This window comes from Roseibium album, assembly GCF_001404515.1.
GTDB lineage: Bacteria > Pseudomonadota > Alphaproteobacteria > Rhizobiales > Stappiaceae > Roseibium > Roseibium album.
In genome coordinates, this window is record NZ_CXWE01000006.1 from 434,315 (window position 1) to 456,130 (window position 21,816).

General features: G+C 56.0%; 16 protein-coding genes. 8 read left to right on the plus strand and 8 right to left on the minus strand.

Going from position 1 to position 21,816, the window contains the following annotated elements:
• Positions 1-3: 3 nt before the first annotated feature.
• From LA5095_RS21745 to LA5095_RS21760, 4 genes are all read right to left on the minus strand, one after another.
• Positions 4-1,671, minus strand: a complete 1,668-nt coding sequence (locus LA5095_RS21745; RefSeq protein ID WP_055119050.1) for an NAD+ synthase — start codon at positions 1,669-1,671, stop codon at positions 4-6.
• A gap of 261 nt (positions 1,672-1,932) precedes the next feature.
• Positions 1,933-3,267, minus strand: coding sequence for a flavin monoamine oxidase family protein (locus LA5095_RS21750; protein WP_082442818.1), 1,335 nt, complete (start codon positions 3,265-3,267; stop codon positions 1,933-1,935).
• A gap of 216 nt (positions 3,268-3,483) precedes the next feature.
• Entirely contained in the window at positions 3,484-4,017 is a 534-nt protein-coding gene (locus LA5095_RS21755; protein ID WP_208992810.1) for a response regulator, read from the minus strand.
• A gap of 164 nt (positions 4,018-4,181) precedes the next feature.
• Positions 4,182-5,564 (minus strand): class II 3-deoxy-7-phosphoheptulonate synthase, encoded by a 1,383-nt coding sequence (locus LA5095_RS21760; protein WP_055118702.1) that lies wholly within the window; start codon positions 5,562-5,564, stop codon positions 4,182-4,184.
• 272 nt (positions 5,565-5,836) lie between these two features.
• Here LA5095_RS21760 and LA5095_RS21765 point away from each other — a divergent pair, with 272 nt between their 5' ends.
• The gene (locus tag LA5095_RS21765; RefSeq protein ID WP_055118704.1) at positions 5,837-6,568 is read left to right on the plus strand and encodes a VIT1/CCC1 transporter family protein; all 732 of its coding nucleotides are present in this window, start codon (positions 5,837-5,839) and stop codon (positions 6,566-6,568) included.
• Between the two features lie 25 nt (positions 6,569-6,593).
• Here LA5095_RS21765 and LA5095_RS21770 read toward each other — a convergent pair whose 3' ends face one another.
• The gene (locus LA5095_RS21770) at positions 6,594-7,187 is read right to left on the minus strand and encodes a gamma-glutamylcyclotransferase family protein (protein ID WP_055119056.1); all 594 of its coding nucleotides are present in this window, start codon (positions 7,185-7,187) and stop codon (positions 6,594-6,596) included.
• Positions 7,188-7,280: 93 nt separating this feature from the next.
• On the opposite strand from LA5095_RS21770, the gene LA5095_RS21775 reads away from it, so the two are divergent.
• The 3 genes from LA5095_RS21775 (at position 7,281) to LA5095_RS21785 (ending at position 11,844) form a co-directional block, all read left to right on the plus strand.
• Positions 7,281-8,474 carry an aminotransferase class V-fold PLP-dependent enzyme gene (locus LA5095_RS21775; RefSeq protein ID WP_055118706.1) on the plus strand — a complete coding sequence of 398 codons (1,194 nt, stop codon included), beginning with the start codon at positions 7,281-7,283 and terminating at the stop codon, positions 8,472-8,474.
• Positions 8,475-8,559: 85 nt separating this feature from the next.
• Entirely contained in the window at positions 8,560-10,098 is a 1,539-nt protein-coding gene (locus LA5095_RS21780) for a diguanylate cyclase domain-containing protein (protein WP_055118708.1), read from the plus strand.
• A 201-nt stretch (positions 10,099-10,299) separates the two neighbouring features.
• Entirely contained in the window at positions 10,300-11,844 is a 1,545-nt protein-coding gene (locus tag LA5095_RS21785; protein ID WP_208992811.1) for a diguanylate cyclase domain-containing protein, read from the plus strand.
• Positions 11,845-11,901: 57 nt separating this feature from the next.
• Here the strand turns inward: LA5095_RS21785 and gor are convergent, their stop codons facing one another.
• The 3 genes from gor to rpiA all read right to left on the minus strand — a co-directional run bounded on the left by gor (position 11,902) and on the right by rpiA (position 14,761).
• Positions 11,902-13,278, minus strand: coding sequence for a glutathione-disulfide reductase (gor, locus tag LA5095_RS21790; protein WP_055118711.1), 1,377 nt, complete (start codon positions 13,276-13,278; stop codon positions 11,902-11,904).
• A 218-nt stretch (positions 13,279-13,496) separates the two neighbouring features.
• Positions 13,497-14,012 (minus strand): DUF2059 domain-containing protein, encoded by a 516-nt coding sequence (locus LA5095_RS21795; protein WP_055118713.1) that lies wholly within the window; start codon positions 14,010-14,012, stop codon positions 13,497-13,499.
• Between the two features lie 56 nt (positions 14,013-14,068).
• Positions 14,069-14,761, minus strand: coding sequence for a ribose-5-phosphate isomerase RpiA (gene rpiA / locus LA5095_RS21800; RefSeq protein ID WP_055118715.1), 693 nt, complete (start codon positions 14,759-14,761; stop codon positions 14,069-14,071).
• Between the two features lie 222 nt (positions 14,762-14,983).
• Here rpiA and LA5095_RS21805 point away from each other — a divergent pair, with 222 nt between their 5' ends.
• The 4 genes from LA5095_RS21805 (at position 14,984) to LA5095_RS21820 (ending at position 21,769) form a co-directional block, all read left to right on the plus strand.
• On the plus strand, positions 14,984-16,768 hold the full coding sequence (locus LA5095_RS21805) for a methyl-accepting chemotaxis protein (protein WP_082442816.1): 1,785 nt from the start codon (positions 14,984-14,986) through the stop codon (positions 16,766-16,768).
• A 94-nt stretch (positions 16,769-16,862) separates the two neighbouring features.
• Positions 16,863-17,534: a phosphoglycolate phosphatase gene (gene gph, locus LA5095_RS21810; RefSeq protein ID WP_055118717.1), complete on the plus strand. Its 672-nt coding sequence runs from the start codon at positions 16,863-16,865 to the stop codon at positions 17,532-17,534.
• 543 nt (positions 17,535-18,077) lie between these two features.
• Positions 18,078-18,557 carry a toxin-activating lysine-acyltransferase gene (locus LA5095_RS21815; RefSeq protein WP_055118719.1) on the plus strand — a complete coding sequence of 160 codons (480 nt, stop codon included), beginning with the start codon at positions 18,078-18,080 and terminating at the stop codon, positions 18,555-18,557.
• 56 nt (positions 18,558-18,613) lie between these two features.
• A complete protein-coding gene (locus LA5095_RS21820) occupies positions 18,614-21,769 on the plus strand; it encodes a calcium-binding protein (RefSeq protein WP_055118721.1) in 3,156 nt (1,051 codons plus the stop codon).
• The last annotated feature ends 47 nt before the right edge of the window (positions 21,770-21,816 follow it).

Here is a 21,816-nt window from a genome sequence, read left to right on the forward strand (position 1 = left end):
AGTTCAGCTGCGGTCCCGGAACCGATTTGTGATGGGATAGCGGCGATCCTTGCCGAAATTTCGTTCAGTAATCTTGACACCCGGAGGTGCCTGTCGCCGTTTGTATTCGGCAATATAGAGCAAATGCTCGATCCTGTGAATCAAAGCCCTGTCATGACCGCGCTTTTCGATTTCGCTGACGGACATTTCCTCTTCAACGAGACACTCGAGAATATCGTCAAGCACATCATATGGCGGCAGGGAATCCTGATCGGTCTGGTTTTCCCGGAGCTCCGCCGTGGGAACCTTGGTGATGATGTTGGACGGAATTACCTCCCCCCCAGGGCCGAGCATGCCTGCCGGCATGTTTTCGTTGCGCCAGGCGGCAAGGTGATACACCTGTGTTTTGTAAAGATCCTTGATCGGATTGTAACCGCCGTTCATGTCGCCATACAGCGTTGCATAACCGACCGACATCTCCGACTTGTTGCCGGTCGTCATGACCATGTGCCCGAACTTGTTGGAAACGGCCATCAAGATGACGCCCCGGGCACGCGACTGAAGATTTTCTTCCGTCGTGTCCTCGTTCGTCCCTTCGAACAATCCGCTCAACGTCGACCTGAAGCCCTCGACCGGTTCTGATATCGGAACCGTATCGTAACGAATTCCGAGTGCCGCAGCGCACTCGGCTGCGTCCTTGATGCTGTCTTCCGACGTATAGCGGTAGGGCAACATGATCGCGTGCACCTTGTCAGGCCCGAGAGCGTCGACCGCCATGGCCGCACAGATCGCGGAATCGATGCCGCCGGACAGTCCGAGCACCACGCCAGGGAAACCGTTCTTCTTGACATAGTCGCCGAGCCCGAGAACACAGGCGCGCCAGTTGGCTTCATCAAGATCAGGAAGCTTGACGGTCTCCCCCTGCTCGCAGATCCAGGTTTCTCCGTCGCGCTTCCAGTCACTGATGCCGAGAGCGGTCTCGAACTGGGGCATCTGGAAGGCAAGCGCGCGATCTCCCTGGAGGGCGAAGGATCCGCCGTCAAATACGAGTTCGTCCTGCCCGCCGAGCTGGTTGCAGTAAACCAGCGGCAAGCCGGTTTGCACAACGCGCGACACCACCACCTGCAGCCGTTCTTCAGCACGATTTTCCCAGTAGGGAGACCCATTGGGCACCAGCAGCAGCTCTGCTCCGGTTTCCTCGAGGCACTCGCATACCTCGTCGTTCCAGATGTCCTCACAGATCGGCAGACCTATCCGGACACCTCGAAAATCAACGGGCCCTGGAAGCGGTCCTGACTCAAAGACCCGTTTTTCATCAAAGACACTGTAATTCGGGAGATCGTACTTGTATCGAACGGCTCTAACCTCGCCCGCGTCCAGCAGGACGACGGCATTGTAGACCTTCTCGTCACTCCCCCGCCACGGGGTACCGATGACCAGCGCTGGACCGCCATCAGCGGTCTCACGGGCAAGTTCCTCGGCAGCATCCATGCACCGGCGAACGAAAGCGCGCTTCAACACGAGATCTTCCGGCAGATATCCGGCGAGAACCAATTCTGATGAGAGGACCAGATCGGCCCCCTCTTCAGCAGCTTTCCGGCGCGCCTTGCGGACGAGGTCCGCGTTGCCTGCGACGTCGCCGACTGTCGGGTTGAGCTGTGCAACAGCCAGTCTGAAGTGATCGGAAATCATGGAAGCAGCACCAGGAAGAGTCATTGTCCCTGATGTAGCCGCAAGATCAAAAGGTTGCAATCACTCAAATCGTATTGTGCCCGTTTCGGACCGGTCAGGCCCGATCGAATACAAGGCAACAAGCCCGGAAACAAAGCCAGATTGCCCTATCCACCCGAGGGTATTTCTGCCGGACACGGCGTAAAACACGAGAACAACGCTGTTGCGTGTAGCTGTCTCCGTCCCGAACGAGCACCCGTCAGCGAAATGGATGGTCCTGAATCAGGCTTTCAATATGTCGCTTGCGGCCCTGCGACCTGACATCAAGGCTCCGTGCGTCGTGCCGTGATAGTCAAAATTCGTGTGCTCACCCGCCATGAACAATCGACCTGAAATCGGGGCTTCCAACCTTGTGAAGTCTGCAACAGAGCCACCCGTTCGCGGGAAGGAATAGGCGCCGAGAAAATGTGGTTCCTTTGACCAGTGGGTGGTGAGCACCGATTGCGGTGAAGTAACTTCATCGCCCCAAACCGAGCGAAGGACCGCCAGCGCGTCCCTGGTCATGACCTCCTTGCTCATATTGTCGGCAATTGGAGCATACCTGCCGAATGACAAACCAAGCAGGATATTCTCGTCACTGAACGTTCGGTAGTTCAGCCAATAGTTCCAACGTCCCCTGGGCTCTGTCATAACCCCGAAATACTGGGTTTCGGTATCCCAGAACGGCGTTTCAAACTTCAGAGCAATTTTCGTGACACTACCAAAACCGATCCGGTCGATCGACTTCTGAACGTCTTCCGGCAGAGAGGGTTCGAAAACAATGTCGCCTGTTTTCAAAATGCCCAGCGGCACCGCACAAACAACGTAATCTGCCTGCAGCCCGTCAATCTCAACCCCGTTTCTATCGTGGTAAACGCGCGAGACCGGCGTGTTCAGGCGAATATCCAGGTCAGCCGCCAGCGGCGCGAAAACCTGGTCATAACCTTCGGTCAAAATTACATCCGCACCATCAAACGTATCCGATGCAAAGCCGTTTCGCGCAGAAATGTCTTCAATCCCGGCGCCGATATCGAATTCGAAAAACGTCGAAAGGGCCCAAATCCCAAGTGGGTCAGTCAGGATATCAGGTTCGATCTCCCGGAGCAGATCATGGACACTGCGCGTTTCCGAGCGAGCTGGAGAATAAAGCACCGTTTCCAGATGATCGTACATGTCATCGAGGCGAACGTATTCTGCATCGGTCAGCGGTCGTCCAGACAGGTCGAACACCTCGAGGTTGTCGTCGTCCGTTACGAAAGTGCCGACATCAAGGGCATCAGCAAGTTGTTTTACCGGATTATGTTGGCTTGGCCCATGTATCCACCCGGCCCCGAATTCAAATGGAGCGCCCAGGGACATGTCGGTGCGGATGCGGCCGCCCACATAATCGCCGGCCTCCAGCACAATGACTTCGGCACCCCGCTCCTGCAGTTGTTTTGCCGCCGCAAGTCCCGCAAGGCCCGCGCCTATCACGACCACTTTGGTACCGGTCAGTTTACGCGCAGTTGCGTTGCTCGCGAGGCTTGTCAGAAAAGCCGTGATACCCAGTTTAAGTGCGTTGCGACGTGTGATGATCATCTGGGACCCTGAGCGAATATGCTGCAACAGTGCGTTCCGTCCATAGCATGCAACAATTCACGGGTTCAAAGCCTGCCGGTGGTGGGAAATGATTTTCGTCATGCCAGCGGACTTGCTGCCCGCCGCCCAATTTTTTGTTTCCGTTCGTCCCAAACCATCTTCGGGAGGACCGCTTCGGAAACCTCCCGGGCGCACGCGAAGGCGGCCCCTGGCACGTCAGAGCAGTGCGAGCCCCGCTTCGTCGTCGGGTTGGGATTCCGGGGCCAAATTCGATATGTCTGTTATGTTGAGCTTGCGCGCCGGCTTCTGGAAGCCTGGCCCCATGATGCCTTTCGAGCGCCCATGCATTTCCTGGCGTTCCAGGATCTCACCAATATGCCGGTAAAGAATTGCGGGCGCGATCGGTTTGGCAATGAAACCATGGATACCAATTCCGATCGCCTCCAGGATTGTTGCGCGCTTGGCATGAGCCGTGATGACCAGAACAGGCATCGTCGAAATCACGAGATCCCGGTCGCCTCGCAGGATTCTCAGGAATTCGCTTCCACCAAACGGATTCATCACCCAGTCGAGCAGAACGACATCAGGCTTCCTGTCGACAACAAGTTCGAGTGCTTCGGCGCCATCGCTTGCCTCAAAAACCGATCGGATACCGAATCCGGTCAATACCGAGCGCAAAATGGTGCGCATATGAGGATTGTCTTCCGCAATCAGGCAGGAAGCCCTGGACAGATCCCACTTCTCACGCAATGTCCCATCTCCTCCAAGCGAGCCTTTCTTGTTCACAGGTATGGGGAGCGAGCGTTAAACGAGACTTACCGTCCCGCTGCAATTTTCGTAAAAATTGTCAAAAATACCAAAAAGGGCGGTTCAAGCCGCCCTTTAGGTTAACGTTAAGTAAGCAACGCCGGTCGTTACGCGCTGGCAGCCATTGGCTCTGCCTTCCGGCCATCGCGCTCCTTCTTGAGATTTTCCGCGATGAGAAACGCAAGTTCAAGGGCCTGATCGGCATTCAGGCGCGGATCGCAATACGTATGGTAGCGGTCGCCAAGCTGCTCGGCAGTCAACGCACGGGCGCCTCCGGTACACTCCGTCACGTTGCGACCTGTCATCTCCACATGCACGCCGCCTGCATGGGTTCCCTCGGCGCGGTGCACGGCAAAAAACGCTTCGACTTCCTTCAGGATGCGATCGAACGGACGCGTCTTGTAGCCCCCGGCAGTGATTGTGTTGCCGTGCATCGGATCACAGGACCAGATAACGGACTTGCCTTCACGCTCAACCGCCCGCACGAGTTGCGGCAAGTGATCGAACACCTTGTCGGCACCAAAGCGCGCGATCAGGGTCAGGCGACCCGGTTCGTTGTCCGGATTAAGGATGTCGACCAGTTCAAGCAGTCCGTCAGGTGTCAGGGATGGTCCGCACTTCAAGCCGATCGGGTTCTTGACACCGCGGAAGAATTCCACGTGAGCATGGTCCGGCTGGCGTGTCCGGTCACCGATCCAGATCATGTGTCCCGAAGTCGCGTACCAGTCGCCGGAAGTGGAATCAACGCGTGTCAGCGCTTCTTCATACCCCAGAAGCAATGCTTCATGGCTGGTGAAGAAATCCGTTCCGCGCATCTGCGGCACGTTATCGGACTTGATGCCACAGGCGCGCATGAATGCAAGCGACTCGGTAATCCTGTCCGCGAGTTCCTTGTAACGATGCCCCTGCGGGCTGTCGGTAATGAAGCCCAGCATCCACTGGTGTACCTGATCAAGGTTCGCGAAACCGCCCTGCGCGAACGCACGCAGAAGGTTCAGCGTTGCCGCAGACTGGCGATAGGCCATAGCCATGCGGCTCGGATCTGGTATCCGGCTGCCGGAATTGAAATCGATGTCGTTGATGATGTCGCCACGGTAACTCGGCAGCTCGACATCGTCTTTCTTTTCGATGTTCGAGGACCGCGGTTTTGCAAATTGACCCGCAATACGCCCGACTTTCACCACCGGCTGGCTCGCTGCATAGGTCAACACGACGGCCATTTGCAGGAAGACGCGGAAAAAGTCCCTGATGTGATCCGGATGATGTTCGGCGAAGCTCTCGGCGCAATCGCCTCCCTGCAGAAGGAAACCGTTGCCCGCGGCGACGTCGGCCAACTGTTGTTTCAGCGCACGCGCCTCACCTGCAAAAACCAGAGGCGGATAAGTCGACAGGCGCTGTTCAACACTCGCCAAAGCCTCTTGATCCGGGTATTCCGGAACCTGCAAGATCGGTTTAGATCTCCAAGAATCCGGGCTCCACTTGTCCGCCATTTATTCTACTCCTACTGGACTCGCGACATCATTCAAACCTGAATGCGCAGTCCGCGACATTTTCATTCGTTTCCATTTGCCGGGTTAAAGCAAACGTGCGGCGTTATACACGCGGTTGGTCCGTTATGCCACAGGGGATTCTGCCAAAATTGCGGTGAACCGTAGAAGACCGATTCCTGACCGCTTGTCGCGGAAACCCTGCCTTGACACGGATCATGGCACGGCCGGGCCTTACTGATCACCCTAACGTAGCACAAGAATAGGACAGACCCATGCCAACTCCTAGACTGGAGCACAGCCACAGGCCTGACGACATCGCTTCAAGACTCGCTGTCAAGCCGACCGCGAGTTATCTGCGGGACTGGATATACGGTGGTATCGATGGCGCGGTCACGACCTTTGCGATCGTCGCGGGTGCTGTGGGCGCTGCGCTTTCACCGAAAATCATCCTGATACTGGGTGTTGCAAACCTTCTTGCAGACGGGTTTTCCATGGCGGCTGCAAATTACAGCGGCTCAAAGTCCGAAACGGAGGATTACGCCCGGCTGATGGCCATTGAAGAAAAACACATTGCCGTCGCGCCGGAAGGTGAAAAGGAAGAAATCAGGCAGATATTCAGGTCCAAAGGCTATCAGGGCAGCGACCTTGATGATCTCGTGCGTCTCGTGACATCCAACAGGACCACCTGGATCGAAACGATGATGCAATCCGAATACGGACTGTCGGCAGCGACCAGATCTCCTTTCAAAGCGGCTCTGGCAACCTTTGCCGCGTTTGTCGTTTGCGGCAGCCTGCCTCTTTTGCCCTTCCTGATGGGCCTTGGGGCCTCTGAAATCTACACGACCGCACTTACGGCACTTACATTCTTCCTGATCGGTTCGATCAAGTCGCACTGGTCTACCAAAAACTGGGTCTGGTCAGGAATGGAAACGACCGGCATCGGCCTTTCGGCGGCGGCAATTGCCTATTTTGTCGGTTACCTGCTGCAGGGCTTGATTGCCTGACAAGATCCGGTCCCCTGTTCAGGTCTCACGGCATATCCAGAAATGTGAGGCCGTGCCTTGCGGTCGCCTCGTCAAGGACACTCAGAACCTGCTCGGGCAAGGCAACTGCTCTCGGATAGGCGGGATTTCGCCGGTCCTTGAGCACTGGTACATGCCAGCCTTCAGTCGTGTCCAGAAAGTGCGCAACACCCTCTTCTCCCCAAAACCGGTAGAACCCGGCCAGAACACAATCAAGATAACTTTGCAGGATCGGGTGTGTTTCCGTTCCCCACCGGTAGTGATCCGGCGCTGCGACAAAAACAAACAAGTCTTCCGGGCCGTTCTTCTTTTCAGCATCGCAGCGAAAAGATCCGCCGACCTCTTCCACCTTGCGGTATCGTTTCTCGCGTTTCTCAAGTTCCTTCAGACCTGACCGGGGCTCGCGTACCATCACGCCCCTGATCTCGTTTCCCGGATCTTCCCGAACACTGAGTGCACAGCGGCCCTGACCGTCCGGCCCCATGCCACAGACCCGCCATTCCCTGACCCACCCTTTCAGCGTTCCAGGGGTCGCCACAGCGTCAGCCGGAATGGTGTCAAGATTGACGAGCGAGCCGTATCCAAAATATGTGATCGTCATCGCGTACAGGTCTTTTTTCCTTGGGGAGCCGTCTCGATATCTTTCGTGAGCCTGCATCCCATAACCAAACAAAATTCACATCCGAGGTTTGTCATGATCGTCCCATCCCTTTCCCAACAGGATATTGCGGTTCTGAGGGAAGACACCCCCGGTGTAAGTCAGCTGATCCACTTTAACAACGCCGGAACAGGACTGGCACTCAAGCCGGTTCTCGATGCCGTGAAGCAGCATCTTGACCTGGAAGCACAACTGGGGGGCTATGAGGCAGCGGCTGCAAGCAAGCCACGTATGGACACTTTTTATACGAGCCTGGCAGCACTCATCGGCTGCAAGCCGCATTCGATCGCCTACATAGAAAACGCGACGCGTGCCTGGAACATGGCCTTTTACGGAATCGATTTTCGACAGGGTGACCGGATCGTCACCGGCAGATCCGAATATGTCTCGAACTACCTTGCTTTTCTTCAAATGAAGCAGCGCAAAGGCATAGAGATCGATATCGTGGAAGATGATGCCAGCGGACAAATCGATCTTCCGGCCCTGAAAGCTGCTGTCGGCAAGAAGACACGCCTGATTGCCCTGACGCATATTCCGACATTTTCGGGTCTGATCAATCCGGCAGAAGACGTCGGAGACATCGCACAGGCCGCCGGTGTTCTTTATCTGCTGGATGCGTGCCAGTCGGCCGGTCAAATTCCCCTGAACGTCCACGAGATAGGCTGTCACATGTTGTCCGGCACCGGACGGAAATATCTGCGCGGCCCCAGGGGGACCGGGTTCTTGTATGTCAGTGACAATGTGCTCGATCAGCTCGATCCACCTTTCATCGACCTGCAATCCGCGAACTGGACTGCCGACAACACCTATGACCTGGTTCCGCATGCCCGGCGATTTGAGACCTGGGAGCGATACGTGGCAGGCCAGATCGGGCTCGGCGTCGCGACGACCTATGCAATCGGGTTCGGAATGGAGCGGATCGGAAACCGGATTTGCGCGCTCGCAGCTCAATTGAGATCAGAACTGTCCGGACAGACCGGCGTCACGCTGCACGACAAGGGAGCGCGCAAAGGTGGAATAGTCACCTTCGCTCTGGCGGGCGAAACTCCATTGCAAACAAAAGCACGGCTTGGCGGGTCCAGGATCAACTTGTCCGTGAGTTCGGCATCGTCGGCCCGGATCGACCTGCCACACAGAGAACTAGATGCCGTGGTCCGGGCATCGGTGCACGCGTTCAACACGGAAAGTGAGATAGAACGTTTCGTTAAGGCTCTCGCCAGTTTGAGTTGACATCTCGCACCACACCCGCGCTCGACCACCCGGCGTTAAGCTTCCTTTGCTATTTAAGGGACCGGATTACATCGGGGCGGTTATTTTGTTCTGGAACAGGAAAAGCGGCGACATTGCGGGTACCACGGACGGGAGCCGGGCGGCGACGGGGAGACAGATAAAGATCTGGATCTATGGGCTCGCGGCAATGCTGATCGTGCTCTCCACCGCCTCCCTGACCTTCATCGCGCATCTTGCCTGGTCCGAGGCGGACAGGCGTTCACTCGAAGGCGACAAACTCCGTTTCACAACGGCTTTGAAGCAGTATCAGAAACTCATTGCGCTCGACCAGATCGGACTGGCACAGTGGGACGAGACCTTTACGGCGCTGCAACACCCGCTGAACCGGGATTTCATCGAAGATCTCCTGGTTACAGATTTGTGGGAGCAGTTCGATCTCGAGCGAACATTTATTGTCAACGCAGATGGCAGCCTGATCGCACAGGCCATCGAAGACAACACCCTCTTTCCCACCGAGACAACTGCGGCCGATCCAATTATCAAGCATCTGGCCGACCGGACTCGCGAGAGCTTTGACGCGCGCACGCGCCAGGCAAGCACGGGACTTGCCGATTGGTATTTACCGCAATCCGTCCTGCTCGATGTGTCAAATTCGGCATACGCGATCATTGACGGGCAGCCTGCTCTTCTTGTCGCGGTTCCTGTCCTGCCGGACGAAGGTCGCGTCAACTGGACTGAGAACAATCCTGCAGTCCTGATCAATGCAGTCTATTTCGACAATGAATTTCTCGCCGAACTGAACGAAGCCTTGAACTATCGTGATTTTCAGTTCTTTGCCGGGGAACCGGCGAGCAGACATCCGACAAATCATCTGGTCTGGGCTGCTGACGGTTCGGTGCTCGGATACTTCCGGTGGGATCATGAAAAACCCGGCCTGCACATCTGGTTCATGGCGTTGCCGCTCATTGTTCTGATCACGGCCATAATTGCAGTTGTCGCCTTTGCCATTGCCGCGAAAATCAGCCGTCTCTCGACATCACTTGAAGAAAGCGAGCGGAAAAACCACCACTTCGCCAATCACGATGCGCTCACCGGCCTGCCGAACAGGCATCACTTTTCCGACCGCCTCGCATTTTCGATAGACAATCTCCCCGACAAGGGGTTCGCCCTGTTCGCATGCGACCTGGACCGGTTCAAGCCTATCAACGACACCTTCGGGCACGAAGTGGGAGACAAGGTCCTTTGCCGGGTTGCCGAACGATTTCAGAGCCATTTCGGCAATGACGATGTTGTGTGCCGGATCGGCGGGGACGAATTCATTGTCCTCATGACGAAATATTCAAATCTCGACGAACTGGAAGACCGGGCAAACAAGCTCAGAACCGAGATGTCCGCGCCAATCGAAATCGGCAACGGCGAGACGGTCCAGATCGGCGTGAGCGTCGGCATTGCAACGGCACCGGAATGCGGCACGAACGACAAGGACCTGATCCGGACGGCAGACATGGCTCTCTACCGAGCAAAAGAAAACGGACGAAATGTGGTTGAATTTGCCGTTCCCAGGTATTTGAAAAAGACAGACGGCGACAATCTTGCGGGTTTTCGCGTGCAATCGGGCAAGTAGAAGTTCTTTCGCCCCGATTCGATTCACTGCTATTTTTCACAATGAATAAATCGCTCACTTTTAAGTTATATCGTTAGTAACTACTAATATTTTGTCGAATTAATTACTATCAGAACTCCCTGTTAAGGCTTCACATCTAAAATTCCCGGAGATAAAAGCAAGAAACACATAACCAACCGTAGTATCTAAAGAGACTGCAACTTGAGCGAATTCCGGCGTAGGCATAGCGATCAAGCTCCAAAACTTGCCAGACAGCATATTTCGCGTCTCGCGTTCATGCTTGCCGGTCTTCTGATCGCCGTTACGTCGATTTCCCTGATGTTTGTCGGTTTCATCGCCACGCGGGCATCAACGCAACAGACGATCGCCAACGAAGAGCGACTGTTTCAAAGTGTCGTCTCGGATCGACTGCGCGCGATCGTGCGGGAGCAAATCAGGATCACGTCATCCGACACATCGGTCGAAAACCTGGTGCGTGGCTTCAATCCTGCCTTTGCGCGGCAAAGCTTCGATACGCTCTGGACCGACTACAGGCACGACAAGATCATGTTGATCTCCGGAGACAAAAAGGTCCTCGCGGAGTCCTTCGAAGACTATACGCACATCATCAAGCGGCCCCTGGACGAGACCCCCGAACTCGAGATCATTGTTCAAAAACTGACCGCGAAATACCTGCGCAACCGGGTCCGTGTTCCAGGCGGCTTCGGGTATCGTTCGCTCCTTGATATTGATCCGAAGGACTATGCGTTGATGGGATATGTCCGCATCGATGGCAAGCCCGCCATATTCGGCGCAATGCCGGTCATTCCGGACAAGTTTCACACAACGCTTCCAGACGGACCTCCGACGATACTGCTATCCGCGCTCTACATCGACGAAACGCTACAAAAGCAGTTGAACGCTCAACTCGACTTCACTTCCTTTGCATTCATCGACACTGTTTCCGCTGACTATGATGGGCCCATCCATCCCGTCTCGGACCAGACCGACATCCCGCTGGGTGCGTTTCGCTGGGAAAGCGAATCTGCCAGCACATCGATCTGGCCAACGATCATCCCGGTCATTGCCATCTTGAGTGTTGCGCTCGGCGCACTTGCGTTCGGGATTGCCTGGCGCATAGGCCTGCTGACGACCTCTCTTCAGGTGAGTGAGCAACAAAACAGATATCTCGCCCTCCACGACACGCTTTCAGGCCTCGGAAACAGACTGCTGTTCAATCGGGTTCTGGATACGTCGGTAAAGGAACTTCCCGAAAAGCACTTTGCCGTTCTTCATTGTGACCTCGATAAATTCAAGTCCGTGAACGACACCTTCGGGCATGCAGCGGGAGATGAAGTCATAAGGGTGGTGGCGCACCGGATGCAGGAAACAGTGGGCAGACAGGGCCTCGTCTGCCGGATCGGTGGTGACGAGTTCATGGTGATCTACCGCAAGGAAACGGCAAAAACGCAGTTGCAGACGCTATGCCGTACGCTCGTTGCTTCCGCCCAGGAGCCCATTTCATGTGGCGACGGCACCACGGTAAGCGTCGGCCTCAGCATCGGGATCGCCTGCGCTCCCGAGGATGGTTCCGAAGGGGAGCAGCTTGTCAGCCGATCAGACGCCGCTCTCTACCGGTCCAAAGCCATGGGCCGCAGCCAGTTCACGTTTTTCTCCGACATTCCGACACGGGACGCAGACGAATGCAAATCCTCTGCCCCCGATAAAGCCGGACACGTGGAAACCTACAGCAAGGCGGCAGGCTAAGCCTGCATCCCATCCGCAGAGATTTGCCGGCAATGGCCGCATTTGCACGGACCGGTTTCAGCCACGCAGCTGTTCTGTCGGCTCACGCATCGTCACAAGTTCTTCGGCCGCTGTCGGGTGAACGGCAATGGTGCGGTCGAAATCCGCCTTGGTCGCACCCATCTGGAGCGTAACACCCAGAATCTGGGCAAGTTCGCCCGCATCAGGACCAACAACGTGCACGCCGAGCACTTTTTGCGTATCGGCATCGACGATCATTTTCATGAGCATCTTCTCGTCACGTCCGGACAAGGTGTGTTTCATCGGCCTGAAGCTGGATTTGTAGATGTCAAGGTTTGGTGTGCGTTCCAGCGCCTGTTCCTGGGTCAGTCCCACTGTTCCCATCTCGGGTTGGGAAAAGACTGCCGTGGCGATCAGGCTGTGGTCGACCGTCCAGGGATTGTTGCCAAATACCGTGTCGGCGAATGCGTGCCCCTCACGGATTGCAACCGGGGTCAGGTTTGCACGGTTTGTGACATCACCAACCGCATAGATCGACTCAATGTTCGTTCTAGAATCGGCACTCACCTTGATAGCTCCGATTCGATCAATCTCGACACCGGCCTTTTCCAATCCCAGATCGCTGGTATGGGGATTCCGGCCGATGGCAAACATGATCTGGTCGGCGGCAAGGCTTTTGCCACCCTTGGTATTGCCGGTCAGCGACCCATCGCTTTCCTTCTCAATGGCGGAGAACGCATCACCCAAAATGACCTTGATGCCCTTTTTCTCCATTTCCTGGCGAATTGTGGTTCTCAGATCCATATCGAAGCCGCGCAGGATTTCCTCACCGCGATAAATCAGCGTCGTATCCGCCCCGAGACCGTTGAAAATACCGGCGAACTCAACGGCAATGTAACCGCCACCGGCAACAATGACCTTGCGCGGAAACTCCGTCATGTGAAAGGCCTCGTTGGAGGTGATCACGTGTTGCATGCCCGGTACGCTGTTGTCGACATTGGGCGACGCACCAACTGCGATCAGAATGTACCTTGCGGTCAATGTCTGGCCGGTCGACAGCAGGCGGACGGTATGTGGATCCTCGAGCACGGCCCGGCTATCGTGGACCTCCACGTTCGTCCGCTCCAGGTTACGGCGGTAGATGCCTTCAAGACGCGTAATTTCCTGATCCTTGGCCGCGACCAGTTTGTCCCAGGAAAAACCACGTTCCCCGACGGACCAGCCGAAACCTTCCGCATCTTCAAATTCTTCGGAAAATTTTGACGCGTAGACAAACAGTTTCTTGGGAACGCAACCCCGGATGACACACGTTCCGCCATACCGGTATTCTTCGGCAATCCCGACACGAGCGCCATGTGTTGCTGCAATGCGTGCGGCCCTAACGCCACCCGATCCGCCGCCAATAACAAAAAGGTCGTAGTCGTAGTCGGTCATTTGTGCCTCTTTTGAAATCACCCGTCATACACCCGGCGGGTTCCCAGCCTGCCCGCACATAAGCGATGTAATTCGCCGTGCAAGCCGTCATCTGAGCTAGCGTTGGCGTTCCATGCCAGGAAAACCAGATATTGGAACGGTTTGGGCCGCTTCCGCGGCCCAAACGCCGGTCAGAATACCAGCTTCAATTCTCTGTGTGGTCCCCGTTATCGGAACGTTTATTCAACCTTGTTTCTCTTTTGCAGTTCCTGCTGGACCATCGTCACCATGTCAGTGGAAAGCTTGTCCTGCCATTCCCGGGCAGCACCCACGGAAAGCTGTGTCACGGCCGGCAGTGCGCTGGTGAGCTTTTGTCCAAGATCAGTGGTGTAGAATTCAGCCAACTGGTTCAGCTCTTCTTCGGTAAAATTGGTTGCCCAGGCCTGATAAACCAGTTTGTTCAGATCAGACCGGGTCGGCGCGAGCTGCAGCGCCACGTCCTGCGTGATTTCGATGATTTCCTCGGCACGTGTCGGTTCCGCCTGAATGAATGCGGTCCGTGTCTGTTCGGCAAGTATCGGCAGGATTTCGTCGAAAGGCTCCAGAACCTTTGTGACTTCGGCCACGTTCTTGGCCGCTGCCATATGGCTTTCGGAAATTGCGTCCTGTGCAATCGCCGCCGATGTAAAAATTCCAACGGCCGACATTACCGCACCCAATACGGCCGACCGCGGAAGTGCTTTCATAAGTGTCATTTTTCTACTCCTACGCGGCACTCCGGAAATTTCTGCGGAGGCCAAATCCAAAACAGTCAGACAGGCAAGACGGTCTTTACCCCATCCGAGCCCGCCACGTAAGCTTTTGTTGCAAGCCCGATGAACAGACCATGTTCAACAACGCCCGGTATCGCCACGAGCCGGTTAGCCAGAAATTGCGCCTGAGGTATGGCCTCAAGATGCGCATCCAGGATGTAATGGCCACCGTCAGTGACAAAGGGCTGCCCACTGCCCCCTCTCAATTCCAGTTTCTGCGGCAGGCCAAGGTCGTCGAATACGCTCAAGACAGCGTTGCTTGTGGCCTGCAGACCGAACGGGACGACCTCAATGGGCAAGGGAAACTGTCCAAGAATTGCCACTTCCTTGCTGCTGTCCGCGATCACGGTCATCTGTCCTGATGCAGCCGCAACGATCTTTTCACGCAACAGCGCGCCACCACCGCCCTTGATCAGAGCGAGTCCGGCATCAAATTCATCCGCTCCGTCGATCGTCAGGTCAAGTTCCGGAAGATTTTCCAGCGTCGTCAGGCGGATACCAAGTCCGGAGGCCAGCTCCCGCGTTCTTTCCGACGTCGGCACACCGATGACGTCCAGTCCCTCTCCCACACGCTTCGCCAGTGCGTGCACGAAGAATTCCGCCGTCGACCCGGTTCCGATGCCAAGCCGCATTCCCGAGGTCACATCATCCGCTGCACGCTCAGCTGCCTGCTGTTTAAAATGATCGCTCATCCACTATTCCTTCAGCCACCACCCCAGCGGATGGGCCGCGGCCGGTTACATATTCCTGATCGCCGGGTGCTTAACATGGCCAGCCTCCGCCGGTCCAGTGGCATTCCCGACTTCCGTGAGGAAACAGCTGGAGAACCGGAATAATGAATTTGTTAACCATGATTTTAGAATGAACTGCGATCTTGAACGCAATTTCCCGAGATTTGAAAAGCATGGTCTCAAATGAATCTGTTTCGGCGCAAGAAATCCACGCTTGACGAACTGACCGACGCCAGCACCAACCCTGGGGAAGAAACCGGGGCTCAAGCCCCGGCGGACGATGCATGCCAAGCCCTGGACCAGAACAAGTCAGATCAGCTTGAGTTCGTGCTTGATAGTCTGGAAGACGATCTCCAGGTCGCAGCCAGGACAATCAATATTGCCGCGGACAAGGTTCAGGACCGGCTGGTCGGTCAAATGGATACGCTTGAGGCAATCCGAAGCGATACTCAATTGCTTTCAGACCAATCGGCCGTTGCAGATGAAAACGCCTCCAACCTGGCGACATCCATCCGGGAACTGTCAGCCTCCAGCGGCGAGATCGGATCACAGGTCGGAGTTTCCAACCAACTCGCTGATGAAGCGCGTGAAATCGCAGATCAGGCCAATGAAGGCGTACTTGAACTCAAGGGCGCTATTGATGACATTGCAAATGTTGTCAGCCTTATCTCGGACATCGCAAAACAAACAAACCTGCTGGCCTTGAATGCAACCATCGAAGCTGCCCGTGCGGGAGAGGCAGGCAGAGGTTTTTCCGTGGTCGCAAGCGAGGTCAAGGCCCTGTCTGTCGAGACACAATCGGCAACGGAGCAGATCGTCTCCAATATTGAAAAGCTGAACCTGTCCGCGGAACACAGCCTGGGTTCGGTCAACAGGATCATCGACATAATCGGAAAAATCCGGCCGAGTTTTGCCACCGTCGAAGACGCGGTGCGCTCCCAGGTAAACACGACCAATCTGATCGGTGAACAAGCAAACAAGACCGCTGACTTTGCGCAGGAGGTGGTTCGCAAGGCACAGATAATCACCGAAAGCGCGGTCTCGGCAGAAGAAGGGGGCACACTGGCCCGCGAATCCGGTGCGCAGATGAGTGCCGCCAGCCGATCGCTTCAGAACCGGTTCACAATGATGATCCGGCAGACGGGACTCGGAAACAGGCGGCAGCACGATCGTCTGCCGGTCAAGATCTCCGGGTCGGTCGCAAACGGCTCCGTGACAGGCCAGATCGAAACTCTGGACATTTCAGAGGGCGGCCTTCTCTTCAAGGCAAACAGTGACCTTGCCCTGAAGCAAAACGACACTGTTCAACTCGAGCTCAATGGACTTGGCAACGTCACCGCGAGACTGGTCGCCGTATCGGACAACGGATTTCACAGCTGTTTCCAGGATCCCGAACCGGCCTTCGAGCAAGCCCTGCGTCGCAAGCTCGCCTCCATTCACGAGAGCCACGCCCGCGAAGTGGACTGGGCACAATCCGGCGCTTCAAGAATAGAAAACGCCATGCATGATCTTGTCTCGCGAAATGTGCTGACCCTGGACGACCTGTTCGACACGGACTATCAACCGATTGAAGGAACGAATCCGCAGCAGGTCTCAACGCGGGCATTGCAGCATCTGGAAAACGTGCTTCCGGAAATCCAGGAAGACATTCTCGACAGTGGCACGGAACACGGCATGGCATTTTGTGCCTCTGTCGACCGAAACGGATACCTGCCGGTTCACAATCTGGTCTTTTCCAATCCGCAGCGTCTCGACGATCCTGCCTGGAATACCGCCAATTGCAGGAACAAACGGATATTCGACGATCGTGCCGGTCTCAGTGCGGCACGCAACACGCGGCCCTTCCTTATCCAGTCGTATGCACGGGACATGGGAGGTGGCAATATCGTCTGGATGAAGGAAATCGACGCACCGATCCTCGTCCAGGGCAGGCATTGGGGCGGCTTCCGCACGGCCTATAAACTTTAGGCGTCGTTTGAAGCGCCATCACGTCAGCGCACACTTGCAGTCCCCCTCCATTTCCGGGTACGCAGGAAGTTCATCTCACCGGTTCGAGGGTTTCATGTCAGTTCTTGTATTCGATCTGGATGGCACGCTGGTGTCGTCGATGGAAGATCTTGTCGTCACACTCAATATCGTCCTGACGGCAAACGGCCACCGTGAAGTCCCCCAGGAAAAGGTCGTCCACATGGTTGGCATGGGCGCCAGGATCCTGTTGCAGCGCGGGCTCGAATTCAACAAAATCGAGTGGACGGACGAGATGGTCGACCCGCTGTTCCGTCACTTTCTGGACCACTACGCCGCCAATATTGCCGTGCATACCAGACCGTTCGAAGGTGTCGAGGCCTCACTGGAAACGTTCAGAAAGCAAGGCTGGAAACTCGCGGTCTGCACCAACAAGGCCGAGCGACTGACCCTTCCGCTCCTGGATGCACTTGATCTTGCGAAATATTTTGATGCTGTCGTTGGCGGTGACACTTATGAACGGTCCAAACCCCATGCGGATCCGGTCCATGGGGCGATAGAGCGCGCGGGTGGTACAGTCGAGGGGTCGATCATGATCGGCGACAGTGGCACAGATATCAACGCAGCCCGCAATGCCGGCATTCCAGTCATCGCAGTCGATTTCGGTTACACGCCTGTCCCCGTTTCCGAACTCGGACCGGACAAGGTGATTTCGCATTTCGACGAACTCGGTGCCGCTATTGATACGCTTCCAGGCCTCAAGCGCTAGAACAAACTGCATTACTCTTGCCACTATTGGGTACTCTCATCTTTATTACATAGAAATCTCGTAAAATATTAACTCGTGATAGAAATCACAATACACTTTGGCACAAAAGGATTCATTTGTGCTTTAAGTCACAAATATTCGAATTATCACTACTTTCCACACTCATATTCTGTCGATATTCATTTTTACCAAACCTTTAGTGACGCCCGTCACTACTCGTTAACTAAAACTGCCCCAAGGTCATCTTGTCGCAAGGGAATGCCAACCGGCTGACCTTAAAAGCGACGGGGGCTTTGATTAGCAGTACCGAACATATTCGTCCGGATACTTCCCCAATTTTCAATACCTGGTGGGTCGCCACGGTGATCACATGAATATCAAGGCGATGTTTTCGCCTGAACTGCTTTTGCAAGACGCTAATACTTTGTCAGGTCGACCAACCTGGCTCTGAAAACCACAACCGATAGATCGGAAAGATCCATCGGAAAGGCGCCGCTCGGCCTGTTTCAGCCAATGCCGGAGCGTCAGATAGTGAGCTAACGGATGCATGACAACACGAATACCAATCTGGAGCCTGGTCTCGATTTCACCGTCCTGGGAGAGAGTCTTGCGCTCATGGCCCAGTGCGATCTTTACAGGTCACGCAGTATCGACCAATTCGGCGCATTGGTTCTTCCACCCATGAAACTGGGACAGTTCCGGATCTGGCGCCGCAAGGGTCTGGCGGTGGCGCTGGCAACCTGGGCCTATCTCGACACGGATACGGAAAAGGCGGTTCTGGAGGACGACACTCCCCTGTCTCCGGACGAATGGTCTTGCGGAACCAATCCGGTTGTCATGGATCTCGTTGCGCCTTTCGGTGACGGCTTTGCCGCTTCAAGAGATCTGGTGCGTACGGTTTTTCCAGGCCTTGCCTTCAAGGCCGTGCGGCGTGCGGCGGACGGCCGTCCGCGCCGCGTCGTCCAATTCGCCGGTTTGAATGCCGACGGACAAAAAGTCAGCCGCTCATCCCGAATCTGCTGACTGTTTTTCAAAAAACTTAAATTTAAACAATAGCTTGGACAAAAGGAATTTGACTCATGGGAAGTTCTACAAAATCGATTCATCAGACATACAAACTTTGGGGTATCAGCGTTTACAAGAATGCCGGCAGCGGCAATGACAAACTTTATGGTCACGCTGCAAAGAACCACCTTCTCGGCGGCTCGGGCAATGATACGGTTTACGGATACGGTGGCTGGAACAAGCTTGACGGCGGCAGCGGCAACGACCTCGTCAAGGGGTACGGCGGGTCCAACTATCTTTACGGCGGATCCGGACACGACCGCGTCTACGGATACGGTGCCTACAACTCCATGTCAGGCGGTTCGGGCAACGATTCCATGTACGGTTATGGCGCAAAGAACAAGATGTGGGGTGGTTCCGGCCACGACTACATGAAGGGAACCGGCGCATATAACTACATGAGCGGCGGCGATCACAATGACCGCATTTACGGCCATGGCGCCCGCAACGAAATGTATGGCGGCAATCACAATGACAAGCTCTATGGGTATGGCGCCTCCAACAAGATGGACGGCGGCGCCCACAACGACTCGCTTTATGGCTACGGTGCCCACAACGACATGCAGGGTGGCAGCGGCAACGACTTCCTGGAAGGCTGGGGAGCAGTCAACATCATGCGGGGCGGCAGCGGTAACGACGTTATCAAAGGGCGCGGCGCACTCAACACCATCTATGGCGACAGCGGCAACGACACGATCGAAGCCATTGGCGGCGTCAACAACGTGCATGGCGGCACCGGCGACGACAACATCAAGGGGATCGGCGGAACCAATGTTTTGCGCGGGAATGACGGCAACGACACGATAACGGCCGTTGGCGGCGTCAACACCGTTTTCGGCGATGCAGGCGATGACACGATGATCAGTGCCGGTGGCGTCAATGTCATGTTCGGTGGAACCGGCAACGACAAGATGATTGCCAGCGCCCTTCTGGCGACCAGCCAGAGCGGCGAAGCGGGTGACGACACGATGGTCGCTGTCAGCAACGCCAACCTTCAATGGGGTGGCGACGGCAACGACACCATGGTCGGCATCGGCAACCTCAACATCCAGTCGGGCGGAAATGGCGACGATCTCCTTCTGGCGGCCGGTCAGACCAATGTCCAGCTCGGCCAGGACGGCAAGGACAAGATGTTCGCCGTTGGCAGCCTGAATGTGCAGGTCGGCGGTGACGGTGAGGATCTGGCCGTCGCTGTCGGCAGCACCAATATCCAGTATGGCGGCAACGATGCCGATATCCTGGTCGCCGGTGGTGGCGCCAACATTCAGATCGGCGGCACCGGAAATGACTGGCTGATCGGCGCTGGCAGAGGCAACGTCCAGTTCGGTGCGGAGCTCTGGTCAACGATCCCCGATGGCGTCAGTCTTGCCGGGTTCGATCTCGACGCGGCGAAGGACAAGCTAGCCGATTACGCCAATTCAACCGGCTCCGACGGCACCAACGTCATGCTGGCTGGTGGTGAACTCAACATCCAGCTCGGCGGCGCAGAAACGGACATTGCCATCGGTGCCGGCAAAGGCAACATCCAGGCAGGCGGCGGTGGCAGCGACGTCCTTCTCGGTGGCGGCAAGGGTAACCTGCAGTCCGGTGGCGACGGCACGGACCTGATGATCGGTCTCGGCCGGGTCAACGTCCAGGAAGGCGGCGGTGACACCGATGTCATGATCGCGGTGGAACGCGGCAAGGATGCCGGTGTCCAGCTGCAGTTCGGCGGCGATGCGACCGACTTCATGATCACCCGCGGCGGTGACGGCGAAGCCGACCCGTTCAAGGCCTTCATAGATCACTTTAAGGAAAAGGCTGCCGAAAAGGCGGACGAAAACAAGGACGAGCAAAGCAACGACACGGAAGCGACCTCGACGACGACCGAAAACTCCGGTTCCGATGACACCAAAAAGCAGAGCCTCACGGAGAAAATGAAGGAAAACGCCCCTTCGCTGAACCTGCAGTTCGGCGGTGACGGCGGCGACCTCTTCAACACCGGTGGCGATCTGGGCTTCCAGATGGGCGAGGAAGGCAACGATATTTTCCTTGGCGGCGGATCGTTCAACTTCTCCTTCGGTGGCAACGGCGACGACCTGATGATGATGACGGGTGAAAAGACGAACTTCGTCTTCGGTCAGGACGGCGGCGACTGGCTGATCGACACAGGGGCATTCTCGGACTTGTTCTGGTCGGCGGTCTTTCCGCAGCTGCCGGATTTCGGCACGGGCGACAGCTCCGATGCATCTTCCCTGCTGCCCTTCGATCTGGCGTTCGGCGAAACACTGTCAGGCATCAACGACAAGGTGGACAGCGTCAAGGCGTTCCTGGATGAGATGAACCCGCTTGACGACATTGTCGATGCGGTCGGTGACGTCGTCGACGATGCCAAGGAAGCTGTCGAAGACATTCACGACACGATTACCTCCATCTTTGACTATTCCAGCACTCAATATTTTGGCGGCAGTGGCAACGACTTCCTGACCGGAGGCAAGGCCGGTGGCGATGCGATAGGCGGCCAGGGCGACGACACTTACCTCTTCACCTTCGGCTCGACCGGTGAGATGGATGTCGACGAGGCTGGCCTCGACGCAGCGCGTGAACTCGGTGACTTTGTTGGATTGGCCAGCGACAAGCTGGACGCCATCTCCGGTGGCGGTGGCGGCTCCGATGTTCTGGAACTTCGAAACGCCGGCGAAATGGATGCCAGCGATCTACGGTTCTTTGTTGAAGGCGGCAAAGACCTGGTGATCGAGGGCGATGGCGGCAGCGTCCGGATCAAGAACATGCACGAGGAAGCGACCAAGGTGGAAACCCTTCGTATCGTCGGTGAAAACGGGACGCAGGACATAGATATCGGGTCAGCCTTTGATGACGGACTTTTCGTCTTTACCTGGTCGGATCGTTCGGGAGCAACCGGGATCGAGGCACTCGATGATTTTGAAGAAACCTTCGACGACCCAACAGCCGGCATGATCGATTTCGACGGTTACTTCGGGGCACATAGTGCCGAAAGTTCAACCGAACTCGCCTTCGCGAACGCGTTTGACGGGTGGATGGACACGATTGTCGATGCAGGTTCCAGCTTGCCTATCGTTGGCGGCACGATCGGCGCGGCAGGTGAGCTCGCCGAAAGTGTCTTCGCCTTCCAGACCCCCGAAGTGCCGGACGAGTTCAGCTTCCTCTGATCAGGGAATTCTCCAAACATCCTTCGCCGGGGAGTTATGTTGCGCGC